The organism is Kitasatospora dryopteridis (assembly GCF_050749075.1).
Lineage (GTDB): Bacteria > Actinomycetota > Actinomycetes > Streptomycetales > Streptomycetaceae > Kitasatospora.
In genome coordinates this window covers 7450085-7462647 of sequence record NZ_CP192749.1, presented here as the reverse complement: position 1 = coordinate 7462647, position 12563 = coordinate 7450085, and the positions used below count along the sequence as shown (strand labels likewise).

At 74.4% G+C, this 12563-nt stretch carries 10 protein-coding genes; 3 read left to right on the top strand and 7 right to left on the bottom strand.

From position 1 onward, the window contains the following. Nucleotides 1-18 precede the first annotated feature (18 nt). The 3 genes from ACQ614_RS33850 to ACQ614_RS33840 all read left to right on the top strand — a co-directional run bounded on the left by ACQ614_RS33850 (nt 19) and on the right by ACQ614_RS33840 (nt 3045). Nucleotides 19-1650 (top strand): FAD-binding oxidoreductase, encoded by a 1632-nt coding sequence (locus tag ACQ614_RS33850; protein ID WP_431682900.1) that lies wholly within the window; start codon nt 19-21, stop codon nt 1648-1650. A gap of 35 nt (nt 1651-1685) precedes the next feature. Next, complete coding sequence (locus tag ACQ614_RS33845; protein WP_431684099.1) at nt 1686-2591, top strand: diacylglycerol kinase; 906 nt, start codon at nt 1686-1688, stop codon at nt 2589-2591. Between the two features lie 67 nt (nt 2592-2658). Beyond that, nucleotides 2659-3045, top strand: coding sequence for an MmcQ/YjbR family DNA-binding protein (locus ACQ614_RS33840; protein WP_431682898.1), 387 nt, complete (start codon nt 2659-2661; stop codon nt 3043-3045). A gap of 34 nt (nt 3046-3079) precedes the next feature. Here ACQ614_RS33840 and ACQ614_RS33835 read toward each other — a convergent pair whose 3' ends face one another. From ACQ614_RS33835 to ACQ614_RS33805, 7 genes are all read right to left on the bottom strand, one after another. Next, a complete protein-coding gene (locus tag ACQ614_RS33835; protein WP_431682896.1) occupies nt 3080-3463 on the bottom strand; it encodes a VOC family protein in 384 nt (127 codons plus the stop codon). Between the two features lie 78 nt (nt 3464-3541). After that, nucleotides 3542-4042: a hypothetical protein gene (locus ACQ614_RS33830; protein ID WP_431682895.1), complete on the bottom strand. Its 501-nt coding sequence runs from the start codon at nt 4040-4042 to the stop codon at nt 3542-3544. A 118-nt stretch (nt 4043-4160) separates the two neighbouring features. Beyond that, the gene (locus ACQ614_RS33825; RefSeq protein ID WP_431682893.1) at nt 4161-6632 is read right to left on the bottom strand and encodes a SpoIIE family protein phosphatase; all 2472 of its coding nucleotides are present in this window, start codon (nt 6630-6632) and stop codon (nt 4161-4163) included. A gap of 148 nt (nt 6633-6780) precedes the next feature. After that, nucleotides 6781-7440 carry a TetR/AcrR family transcriptional regulator gene (locus ACQ614_RS33820; protein ID WP_431682891.1) on the bottom strand — a complete coding sequence of 220 codons (660 nt, stop codon included), beginning with the start codon at nt 7438-7440 and terminating at the stop codon, nt 6781-6783. Nucleotides 7441-7485: 45 nt separating this feature from the next. Beyond that, nucleotides 7486-9084 carry a 4-coumarate--CoA ligase family protein gene (locus ACQ614_RS33815; RefSeq protein WP_431682890.1) on the bottom strand — a complete coding sequence of 533 codons (1599 nt, stop codon included), beginning with the start codon at nt 9082-9084 and terminating at the stop codon, nt 7486-7488. 306 nt (nt 9085-9390) lie between these two features. Then, on the bottom strand, nt 9391-10572 hold the full coding sequence (locus ACQ614_RS33810) for an acyl-CoA dehydrogenase family protein (protein ID WP_431682888.1): 1182 nt from the start codon (nt 10570-10572) through the stop codon (nt 9391-9393). A gap of 51 nt (nt 10573-10623) precedes the next feature. Further along, on the bottom strand, nt 10624-12552 hold the full coding sequence (locus tag ACQ614_RS33805) for an acetyl/propionyl/methylcrotonyl-CoA carboxylase subunit alpha (RefSeq protein WP_431682886.1): 1929 nt from the start codon (nt 12550-12552) through the stop codon (nt 10624-10626). Nucleotides 12553-12563: the final 11 nt, after the last annotated feature.

Genomic DNA, 12563 nt, shown 5'->3' with positions numbered 1-12563 from the left:
TGCGTAATACTGTAACGCATGGCATCTGAGACGCAAGCAGGTCAGGTCGGCGGCGCCGCCCTGCCGCTCCCCCCGATGAAGTGGGACGCCTGGGGCGACCCGGCCCTCGCCAAGCCGCTGTCCGAGGACATCAAGGGCCTGCTGACCGCCTTCCTCGGCGTGTCGGCCGAGGCGGCCGCCGCCCCGCTCGCGGCCGAGGACGTGGTGCTCCGCCCGTCCGCGCTGTCCCCGCAGGACCTGGCCGAGCTCGCCGCCGCGGTCGGCGCCGAGCACGTCAGCGCGGCCGACGCCGACCGCCTGCCCCGGACCGGCGGCAAGTCCACCCCGGACCTGCTGCGCCGCCGCAGCCGCGAGCCGCAGGACGCGCCGGACGCCGTGCTGCTGCCGGGCAGCGAGGAGGAGATCGCCGCCGTCCTCGCCGTCTGCGCCGAGCGCCGGATCGCCGTGGTGCCCTTCGGCGGCGGCACCAGCGTGGTCGGCGGGCTCGACCCGCTCCGCGGCTCCTTCGCCGCGGTCGTCTCCCTCGACCTGCGCCGCCTGGACGCCCTGCACTCCCTGGACGAGGTCTCCGGCGAGGCCGTCCTCGGGGCCGGCCTCACCGGCCCGCGCGCCGAGGAACTGCTCGCCGAACACGGCTGGGAGCTCGGCCACTTCCCGCAGAGCTTCCGCTTCGCCACCATCGGCGGCTTCGCCGCCACCCGCTCCTCCGGCCAGGACTCGGCCGGCCACGGCCGGTTCGACGACATGGTCCGCGGCCTGCGCGTCGTCACTCCGGCCGGGGTGCTCGACCTGGGCCGCGCCCCCGCCTCCGCGGCCGGTCCCGACCTGCGCGAGCTGTTCCTCGGCTCCGAGGGCGTCTTCGGCGTCATCACCCGGGTACGGCTGCGCGTCCACCCGCTGCCCGCCGCCAAGGTCCACGAGGCCTGGAGCTTCCCGGACTTCGCCACCGGCGCCGCCGCGCTGCGCGCCGTCGAGCAGCAGGGCGCCGGGCCCACCGTGCTCCGGCTCTCGGACGAGTCCGAGACCGCCGTCAACCTCGCGATGACCGAGCAGATCGGCGGCGAGCAGGTCACCGGCGGCTGCCTGGCCGTCACCGTCTTCGAGGGGACGAAGGAGCAGGCCGAGGCCCGCCACGAAACCACCCGCGCGGTGCTGCTCGCCGCCGGCGGCACCTCCCTCGGCGCCGGGCCCGCCGTCGCCTGGGAGCACGGACGCTTCTCCGCGCCGTACCTGCGCGACGCGCTGCTGGACGCCGGGGCGCTGTGCGAGACCCTGGAGACCGCCACCGACTGGGCCGGCCTGGAGCGCCTCAAGACCGCCGTCACCGCGGCCCTGCAGGGCGAGCTCGGCAGCGGCAGCCTGGTGCTCTGCCACATCTCGCACGTCTACCCCACCGGCGCCTCGCTGTACTTCACGGTGCTCGCCGCCCAGCAGGGCGACCCGATCACCCAGTGGGACACGGCCAAGCGCGCCGCCTGCGAGGCCATCATGGCCAACGGCGGCACCATCACCCACCACCACGCCGTCGGCGCCGACCACCGCCCGTGGATGGACCGGGAGATCGGCGACCTCGGGGTGAAGATCCTCCGCGCCGTCAAGGACGCCGTCGACCCGGTCGGCATCCTCAACCCCGGCAAGCTGATCCCGTGACCGCCCCCGAGACCGGCCGCCCGCCGCGCAGCGTCATGGTGCTCACCAACCCCGCGGCGGGCGGCGGCCACGCCGAGAAGGCCGCCCGCCGGGCCACCGCCCGGCTGCGGGAGCGCGGGATCGAGGTGCTGAACACCGCGGGCGCCGACCCCGAGGACGCGATCCGCCTCGCCCGCGAGGCGGTCGGCCGCGGGGTGGACGCCCTGGTGACCGCCGGCGGCGACGGCATGATCAGCCTCGCCCTGCAGGCGCTGGCCGGCACCGGCACTCCGCTCGGCATCGTCCCGGCGGGCACCGGCAACGACCACGCCCGCGCGTACGGGCTGCCGCTCGGCGACCCGGAGGCCGCCGCGGACGTCATCGCCGACGGCCACTGCACCACCGTCGACCTGGGGCGGGCCACCACCGCCGACGGCACCGAGCGCTGGTTCGGCTCGGTGCTCGCCACCGGCTTCGACTCGCTGGTCAGCGACCGCACCAACCGGCTGACGTGGCCGCGCGGCCGGATGCGCTACAACCTGGCCATCCTGGTCGAGTTCGCGAACCTGAGGCCGCTGCCGTTCCGGCTGGTGCTGGCGGACGGCACGGTGATCGAGCGCGACCTCGTGCTCGCCGCCGTCGGCAACACCAGCAGCTACGGCGGCGGGATGCGGATGTGCCCGCAGGCCGACCCCTCGGACGGGCACTTCGACCTGACGGTCGTCCGGGCGATGTCGCGGCTGAAGGTGGCCCGCTTCTTCCCGACCGTCTTCAAGGGCACCCACGTGCAGCACGCGGAGGTGGAGACCCACCGCACCTCCTCGCTGCGCATCGAGTCCCCCGGCATCACCGCCTACGCCGACGGCGAGTACATCGGCCCGCTGCCGGTCGAGGTCGCGGTGGTGCCGGGAGCGCTGCGCCTGCTGGTGCCGGCAGGCGCCCGGGGTGCGGACACCGTGTGACCGCGCCCCGGCCCCGCACCGACAGCCCGCCCGGCGGGCTGTCGGTGCGGCGGGGCAGACTGGGGGCATGACGCCCGAAGCCCTCAAGGCAGCCTGCCTGGCACTGAACGGAGCGGAGGAGACCTTTCCGTTCAACGCCGAGACCTCGGTGTTCAAGGTCGGCGGAAAGATGTTCGCGCTCAGCGCCCTGGAGGGGGCGCCGCTGTCGGTGAGCCTCAAGTGCGACCCGGAGCTGGCGGTCCGGCTGCGGGCCGAGTACCCGGCCGTCACCGGCGGCTGGCACCTCAACAAGCGCCACTGGAACAGCGTGCTGCTGGACGGCTCGGTGCCCGAACGACTGGTGCTGGACATGATCGAGGACTCGTACGACCTGGTGGTCTCCTCGCTGCCGCGCGCCGCACAACTGCGCCTCGACTGGCCGGGCGTGCGCGCCCGGACCGACCAGGCGCAGTGACCACGAGCGGGGCACCGGCCGTCGGGCGCACGCTTCAGGAGGACATCGCGGCCCGCTCGGCCGCACTGCGGAGGACACAGAACTCGTTGCCCTCGGGGTCCGCGAGGACGGCCCAGCCTGCGCCGTCGGGTTCCCGGCGATCGGTGACGAGGGTGGCGCCGAGGCCCAGCAGCCGCTCGACCTCCTCCTCGCGCGATGTCCTCGGGCGCAGGCACAGGTGGATCCTGTTCTTGCTCGTCTTCGGTTCCGGCACCTGGTTGAAGTGCAGCAACGGCCCCTCCGGCAGCAGCACCTCGGTCTCCGGGTCACCCGGTTCGGCCTCCGGATGCAGCGGACAGCCGAGCACCTCGCTCCAGAACCGGGCCAGCCCGTAGGCATCCGCACAGTCGATCGCCACGTTCTGCACCACTGAGACCATGCACATGAGCCTGCCCGGGCAGCGCTCGGTCCGCCACCGAATTGCGCGGGACTCCGGCAGCGCCTTCACGACGGGCCCCTACGGCCAGAACTTGTGGCCCCTGACGCGGACCGAGGCGCCGCCTTCGCCCGTGACCCGGCGCAGCTTGTTGAGGCCGGTGTAGGCGCGGCCGACCCTGAAGGCGGTCAGGCCCGCGACGAACGAGACCGCCGTCAGGGCGAAGAGGCTTCCCACCGTGGCGACGACCGAGTCCGCCTGGTCCTCGTCGACGGTCCGGCCACCGTAGTGCACCAGCATCGGCACCCAGAGCAGCAGCAGGGCGAGGAGCACCGCGCCGACCACCAGGCAGGTGAGCCGCCTGCGCCGGGCCTTGCCCAGGCTCTCCACCCGGACGGTGAAGTCCCGGCTGCAGGTCGGGCACCGGAAGGCGGTGACGGCGGTGCCCTCCCGCGGGCGGACGTACTCCGGCGACGACAGGTGGTGGACGTTCCACTTGGTGGTGACGAGGCTTCCGGCGGACTTCACTTCGGCCAGGCAGGCGAACGGCAGCGTGTACCGCTCCTCGAGGTGCACGGGCATGCGCGCGGATCTCCTTACGGCACGGGCGCCCGTGCCGCCCCCCGGCTCGGTACGCGGTACTCCATCGTCGTGCACACGTGGCCGGACTGTGAAGGAAATCGGCAAATTCCTCGAACAACTATCCGGCACGGTAAGGAAGTTCGACCTCGGCCCAGACGACCTTGCCCTCCTTGGTGGGGCGGGTGCCCCAGCGGTGGGCGAGTTCGCTGACCAGGTGCATGCCGCGGCCGCCCTCGTCCTCCTCGGCGGAGGAGCGCAGCCGCGGCGACTGCGAACCCGCGTCGGACACCTCGACGGTGAGCGTCCGGTCGTCGCGGTAGAGCCGCAGCCGGCGCGGTGCGTCGGCGTGCAGCAGGGCGTTGGTGACCAGTTCACTGACCATCAGCTCGGCGAAGTCCGAGTGCCCGGCCAGGCCCCAGGCCTGCAGGGTGGCGCGGGTGAAGCGGCGGGCCTGGGCCGGCAGCGGGCCCTCGCCGGGGAGGTCGAGGGTGGCGATGCGCTCCCCGGGCACGGGCAGGGCGCGGGCGAGGATCATCGCGATGTCGTCGTCGGTGCCCTCGGCGACCAGGGCGGCGAGGACGGCGTCGGCGCTCTCCTCCAGGGTGCGGGGGCGGCCGGAGAGGGTCCGGGCGAGCAGGGCGATGCCCTCGTCGAGGTCCTGGCCGCGGCGCTCGATCAGCCCGTCGGTGTAGAGGGCGATCGTGGCGCCGACCGGCAGGGTGAACTCCACGCTCTCGAAGGAGACGCCGCCGATGCCGAGCGGCACGCCCGGCGGCAGGTCGACCGCGGTGGACGAGCCGTCGGGGGCGACCCGGACCGGCGGCAGGTGGCCGGCCGAGGCAACCGTGCAGGTGCGGTCGACGGGGTCGTAGACCAGGCAGATGCAGGTCGCGAACTGGCCCTCGCCGATGGCGTTGGCGGTCTCGTCGAGCCGGGTCAGCACCTGCTCGGGCGGCAGGTCCAGGGTGGCCAGGGTGCGGGCGACGGTGCGCAGCTGCCCCATGGTGGCGGCGGCCCGGATGCCGTGGCCCATCACGTCGCCGACGACCAGGGCGACCCGCCCGCAGGAGAGCGGCACCACGTCGAACCAGTCGCCGCCGACCTCGGAGACCAGACTGCTGGGCAGGTAGCGGTGGGCGATCTCCAGGCCGAGGGTGCGGTGGATCTCCTGCGGCAGCAGGCTGCGCTGCAGGGTGAGGGCGGTCTCCCGCTCGCGCCGGTAGAGGCGGGCGTTGTCGATGGCGAGGGCGGCCCGGGCGACGAGTTCCTCGGCGAGTGCGACATCGGCGGCGGTGAACGACTCGGGGTTGCGGGTGCGGACGAACTCGGCACCGCCGAGCACCATGCCGCGGGCCAGCACCGGCACCATCAGGTAGGAGTGGACGCCGGCGGCGACGCCCGGGCCGACCCGGTCGGAGCTGGGCACCAGGCCGCGCAGCACGTCCTCGTCGACGTGCGAGCGCAGCAGCGGGCGGCCGCTGCGCAGGCACTGGGTGTAGACCCGCTGGGCGTCGTACTCGGTGGTCACGCCGACCGCGTCGGCGGCCCGGGTGAGGCCGGCCTCGTAGGCCTCGCCGACGGCGACGGCACGGACCAGGATCGGCTTGTCGGGCTGGATGGGGGCGGGTTCCTCGCCGCGCAGCACCGGTTCCAGCAGGTCGACGGTGGCGAAGTCGGCGAACCGCGGGATGACCGCCTCGATCAGTTCCTCGGCGGTGCGCTGCAGGTCGAGGGTGGTGCCGATGCGGGCGGTGGCCTCGGCGAGCAGGGCGAGTCGCTCCTGGGCGCGGGCGGCACGAGCCTCGGCCTGGAAGCGCTCGGTGACGTCGATCAGGGAGGAGCTGACGCCGAGCACCCGCCCGGTGGAGTCCTCCAGCCGGAAGTAGGAGGCGGACCAGGCGCGGTCGCGGCGCGGCTCGCCGGGGGTGCGGCCGTGCGAGCGGGCGTCGACGATCGGTCGGCCGGTGGTGAGCACCTGGCGCATCACGGCCTCGATCTCGGCGCTGTTGAGACCGGGCAGCACGTTGGAGACCCGGCGGCCGATGTGTTCGTCGACCGGCACGCCGTTGATCTTGGCGAGGGCCTGGTTGAGCCGGACGTAGCGCAGGTCGGAGTCGTAGACCGCCATGCCGATCGGGGACTGGTTGAAGATGCCGTCGAGGACGGCGAGGTCGGCCTCGACCTGGCGCAGCGCGCGGACGTCGGAGCCGGTGACCAGCAGCAGCCGCTGGTCACCGGGCCCGGCGATCGGGTAGGTGTGGAACTCGATCTCGACGTCGGTGCCGTCGCGGTGCCGGATGGGGTGGGTGCCGGACCAGCCGGAGCCCGACATGATCTGCTTGAACAGTTCGTCGGCCTGGTGCCGCCGGCCCTCGGGGACGAGCAGCTCGGCCGCGAAGGAGCCGACGGCGCGTTCGGCGGGGTAGCCGGAGAGCGCCTCGGCCTCCTCGCTCCAGTGCAGGATGCGGCCGTCCTCCTGGAGGAGGGCCGTGGCGAGCGGCACCAGGCGGTGGCCGGCCAGGCGCGCCGAAGCGGCGCCCGCCTCACCGCGGCCGGCGCCGTCGGTGGCGGTCCAGTCGAATCCGTGCATCTTCAGGAATTCACCTGCCCGGTACCTTCCCGGTGGGAGGTCGGCCAATCCGGTCCCCACCAGACTGCACAAAGCCCGGCCGGTCGGCGACTGCGGGTCGCCGGCCGGTCCGGGCGCGGTCTGTTCGTGTCCAGCGGTCTGTCCGTGTTCAGCACGCCGGTCTCCCCCCGGCCGGTCCGCCGTCGGCTGCTCTCCCGTCGTCGAGCGCGGCCTCCAGCAGGCCGGCCCACTGGCGGACGATCCCGGCCCGCCGGGCGCCGTCGTCGGTGAGCAGGTTGGCCAGGCCGAGGCCGCGGGCCATGTCCATGGTGGCCTGCACGGTCTCCCGCACCCCGGGGCGGGACTCGTCGGCGCCGAGGAACTCCACGGCGGCCCGGTGCGACTCCCGTCCGACGTGGTTCTCCAGGGCGACGATCCGCTCGCGCAGCGACTCCTCGGTGGCGGCGGCCACCCACAGGTGCAGCGCGGCCCGGAACAGCGGGCCGGTGTACAGGCGGACGATCATGGAGACCACGGCCTCGGTGCGGCCCGGGCCGACCGGCGGCAGCTGCTCGGCGCTGGCGCGCACCTGGGCGAGCCGCTCGTCGGCGACGTGCTCGACGGCAGCCGTGAAGAGGTCCTCGCGGGTCGGGAAGTGGTGCTGGGCCGCGCCCCGCGTCACTCCGGCCCGTTCGGCGACCACGGCGACCGTCGAGCCCTGCCAGCCGACCTCGGCCAGGCACTCCACGGCGGCCTCCAGCAGGCGGCGGCGGGTGGCGCGGCTTCGGTCCTGCTGCGGGGTGCGCAGGGCGGCGGCGTGGGCTGTCATGGCCTGGCTTTCCGGTGGCGGTCGACGGCGGGTGGGGTGATCCTCTCAGATCGCCCCCGCCGCGGCGGAGGACGGGCGGGCCCGCAGCTCCCGGCGGAGGATCTTTCCGCTGGCGGACTTGGGCACCGCGTCGAGGAACTCCACCGCCCGCACCTTCTTGTACGGGGCGACCTGCGCCGCCACGTACTCCTGCACCTGGGCGCCGGTCAGGTCGCTTCCGGGGGTGCGCACCACGAAGGCCTTGGGCCGCTCGGTGCCGTCCTCGCCGGTGACGCCGACGACCGCCGCGTCGGCGATCTCCGGGTGGGTGAGCAGCAGGGCCTCCAGTTCGGCGGGGGCGACCTGGTAGCCCTTGTACTTGATCAGCTCCTTCACCCGGTCGACGACGAAGAGGTAGCCGTCCTCGTCGACGTAGCCGACGTCGCCGGTGTGCAGCCAGCCGTCGGCGTCCAGCATCGCGTCGGTCTCGGACTGCCGGCCGAAGTAGCCCTTCATCACCTGGGGGCCGCGGAAGAGCAGCTCGCCGCTCTGCCCGGCGGGCAGGTCGCTGTCCGGGTCCTCGAGGGAGACGATCCGCAGTTCGGTGGAGGCGACCATCTTGCCGACCGTGCCGGGCGGCGGCGCCGGGTCGTCCAGCGGGACGACGTGGGTCACCGGGGAGAGCTCGGTCATGCCGTAGCCCTGGTGCACCCGCGGCAGGCCCAGGCGGCGGGCGGCCGCGTCGGCGAGCTCGGCGTCGAGCGGCGCGGCGGCGCTCAGCACGTACTTCACCGAGGAGAGGTCGTAGCGGTCGACCAGCGGGTGCTTGGCGAGGGCGAGGACGATCGGCGGGGCCGCGAAGACGCCCTCGATCCGCTGCTCCTGAATGGTCCGCAGGAACTGCTCCAGGTCGAAGCGGGGCAGCACCACCACGGTGGAGCCGCAGCGCAGCGGGTGGTTGAGCAGCGCGGTCAGTCCGTAGATGTGGAAGAACGGCAGCACCGCGATGATCCGCTCGCCGGCGGCGGTGGCGTGCACCGAGTCGGTCTGCGCCAGGTTGGAGGCGATCGAGCGGTGGGTGAGCATGACGCCCTTGGGCAGGCCGGTGGTGCCGCTGGAGTAGGGCAGCACGGCGAGGTCGCCGGCGTCGATCCGGGGGGCCGGCTCGGGGGCGTCGGTGGTGGCGAGGTCGGTGAGCGAGCGGTGGCCGGGGGCCTGGTCGCAGACGAAGATCTCGGCGATCGGGTGCCCGTCGGCGGCGAGGGCGGCGGCGGCCTCGGTGGCGACCGGCAGGAAGGCGGAGACGGTGATGATCCAGCGGGCGCCGCTGTCGCGGAGCTGTCCGGCGAGTTCGCCCGCGGTGGCCAGCGAACTGACCGTGGTGACGGTGGCGCCGGTGCGGGTGGCGGCGTAGAAGGCCACCGGGTACGCGATGGTGTTGGGACTGTACAGCGCGACCACGTCGCCCTGGCGCACGCCCGCCTCGGCCAGGCCGGCGGCGGTGCGGCGGCTGGCGAGGTCGAGTTCGGCGTAGCTGAGGGAGCGCCCGGTGACGCCGTCGACCAGGGCGGGCAGGTCGGCGCGGCCGTTCAGGTCACCGAGGACGGCGTCGTGGATGGGCAGGTCGACGGGCTCGATGTCGGGGTGGGCGCTGCGGAACACCATGCATACCTCCGGCGGGGTGATGGGGAGCTCGCGGTGCTGCGGAGTTGCCGGATCACAGCCTGCCCCCTTTCCGCCCCGCAGCCCAGAGGGCGTACAGCAATCCTTGCGCGGGCCGGCACTCCACGAGGGGCGCGGGGAGCTGCGCAACCGGGACGCGGTCGACGTCACGGGCTGGGGCGAATGCAAAAGGGGCGCGGGGAACTGCGCAATCCGGATGCGGGCCACCGTACAGACCACGGCTTGGCCCGTACTGTCGTGACACCCGCATCCGGATTGCGCAGTTCCCCGCGCCCCTGGGTCGACCCCTCAGTACGAGCGGGGCAGGCCGAGGGTGTGTTGGGCCACGTAGTTGAGGATCATCTCGCGGCTGACGGGGGCGACCCGGCCGACGCGGGTGACGGTGAGGAGGGCGGCGAGGCCGTACTCCTGGGTGAGGCCGTTGCCGCCGAGGGTCTGGACGGCCTGGTCGACGGCCCGGCAGGCGGCCTCGCCGGCCGCGTACTTGGCCATGTTGGCGGCTTCACCGGCGGCGAGGTCGTCGCCGGCGTCGTAGAGGTGGGCGGCCTTCTGGGTCATCAGCCGGGCGAGTTCGACCTCGATGGCGCACTGGGCGAGCGGGTGGGCGATGCCCTGGTGGGCGCCGATCGGGGTGTCCCAGACGGTGCGGGTGCGGGCGTAGTCGACGGCGGTGTCCAGGGCGCGGCGGGCGGCGCCGATGGAGAACGCCGCGGTCATGATCCGTTCGGGGTTGAGGCCGGCGAAGAGCTGGAGGAGCCCGGCGTCCTCGTCGCCGACCAGGGCGTCGGCGGGCAGCCGGACGTCGTCCAGGAAGACCTGGAACTGCTTCTCGGCGGCGACCAGCTCCATCGGGATGGCCCGGTACTCGAAGCCCGGCGTGTCGCGGGGGACGACGAAGAGCGAGGGCCGCAGCCGTCCGGTGCGGGCGTCCTCGGTGCGGGCGACGAAGAGCACGGCGTCGGCGTGGTCGATACCGGAGATGAAGACCTTGCGGCCGGTGAGCAGCCAGTCGTCGCCGTCACGGCGGGCGACGGTGGAGATCCGGTGGGAGTTGGAGCCGGCGTCGGGCTCGGTGATGCCGAAGGCCATCCGGCGGGTGCCGTCGGCGAGGCCGGGCAGCCAGCGGCGGCGCTGCTCCTCGGTGCCGTAGCGGGCGATGACGGTGCCGCAGATGGCGGGCGAGACGACGAGCATCAGCAGCGGGCAGCCGCCCGCGCCGAGCTCTTCGAGGACGATGGCGAGTTCGGTGATGCCGGCTCCCCCGCCGCCGTACTCGGCGGGAAGGTTGACGCCGAGGTAGCCGAGCTTGCCGGCCTCGGCCCACAGTTCGTCGGCGTACTCGCCGGCGCGGGCCTTGGCCTGGAACCAGGCGGGGCCGAAGCGGGCGGCGAGGTCGGCGACGGCCCGGCGCAGGGCCTGCTGTTCGGGGGTCTCGACGAGGGTGCCTGCGGTGGTGCGCGGTGCGGACATGCGGCGTCCTTCCGGGCGGTGAGGGTGGGTGCCGTACGGGGTGTGCAGGGCTCAGGCGGGCTGGACGACGGCGAGGACGGCCCCGGGCTCGACCTGCTGGCCGGGGGCGACGCGGAGTTCGGTGAGCAGCCCGTCGGCGGGTGCGGTGACCTGGTGCTCCATCTTCATGGCCTCCAGCCAGAGCAGCGGCTGTCCGGCGGTGACGGTGTCGCCGGGGGCGGCGGCGGTGCGGACGACGGTGCCGGGCATGGGGGCGAGCAGGGCGCCGGGGTCGGTGCGCTGCGCCGGGTCGGGGAAGCGGTCGAGGGCGGTGAGGGCGGTGGCGCCGTGCGGTCCGTCGATCCAGACGGCGGTGCCGTGGGCGGCGACGCGGAAGGTCTGCCGCAGGGTGCCGGTCTCCAGGACGACGAGGCCGGGTGCGGATTCGACCAGCCGGGTGCCGGGGTGGCCCTCGGCGTCCAGGCCGGTCCGGCCGATCCGGTAGCGGACCTCCCATTCGCCGCCGTCGGCGGCGCGGTAGCGCTTGACCTGCGGCTGGGAGGGCAGGTTGCGCCAGCCGGAGGGCAGCGCGGTGCGCCGGGCGGCGGCGTCGGCCAGTGCGGCGGCGAGGGCGGCGAGCGGGGTGTCCTTGCCGTCGGGGGCGGTGAGGTCGGCGGCGTGCTCGGTGAGGAAGCCGGTGTGCAGCCGGGCGTCCAGGAAGGCGGGGTGGCGCAGCGCCCGGACGAGCAGTTCGCGGTTGGTGGCGGGGCCGTGGATGCGGGCGCGGGCGAGGGCGTCGGCGAGCCGTCGGGCCGCGGCGGCCCGGGTGGGTGCCCAGGCGACGGCCTTGGCGAGCATGGCGTCGTAGTGGACGGTGACGGTGGAGCCGTCGTCGACGCCGGAGTCCAGGCGCAGCCCGGCGGGGGCCCCGGCGGTGGTGAACTCGGTGTGCGGGTGGGCGAGTTCGAGGCGGTGCAGGGTGCCGGTCTGCGGCTGCCAGTCGCGGGCCGGGTCCTCGGCGTAGAGCCGGGCCTCGATGGCGTGGCCGGTGGTGGCGGGCGGTTCGGCGGGCAGGGCTTCGCCCTCGGCGACGGCGATCTGCAGGGCGACCAGGTCGAGGCCGGTGACGCATTCGGTGACGGGGTGTTCGACCTGGAGGCGGGTGTTCATCTCCAGGAAGGCGAGCCGGCCGTCGGGGGCGAGCAGGAATTCGGCGGTGCCGGCGCCGACGTAGCCGATGGCCCGGGCGGCGTCGACGGCGGCGCGGTGGAGTTCGGTGCGCTGCCGTTCGGTGAGGCCGGGGGCGGGGGCCTCCTCGATCACCTTCTGGTGGCGGCGCTGCAGAGAGCAGTCGCGGTCGCCGACGGCCCACACGGTGCCGTGGGTGTCGGCCATCAGCTGGACCTCGACGTGCCGCCCGGTGGGCAGGTACGGCTCGCAGAAGACCTCGTCGGAGCCGAAGGCGGACAGCGCCTCGGCACGGGCGGCGGCCAGGGCGGCGGGCAGTTCGGCGAGGTCGCGGACGATCCGCATGCCGCGTCCGCCGCCGCCGGCCGCGGCCTTGACGAGCAGCGGCAGGTCGGCCTCGGTGGGCCGGTCGCCGACGGTGAGGACGGGCACGCCGGCCCCGGCCATCAGCCGTTTGGCGCCGGTCTTGGAGCCCATGGCGGCGATGGCGGCGGGCGGGGGGCCGATCCAGGTGAGGCCGGCGTCGAGGACGGCCTGCGCGAACTCGGCGTTCTCGGAGAGGAAGCCGTAGCCGGGGTGGACGGCGTCGGCGCCGGCGGCGCGGGCGGCGGCGATCAGCAGCTCGGCGCGCAGGTAGGTGTCGGCGGGGGCGGCGCCGGGCAGCCGGACGGCGGTGTCGGCCTCCCGGACGTGCGGGGCGCCGGCGTCCGGGTCGGAGTGCACGGCGACGGTGGCGATGCCGAGGTCGCGGCAGGTACGGAAGATCCGCCGGGCGATCTCGCCGCGGTTGGCGACCAGCAGAGAGGTGATCACGTGGGTCGTTC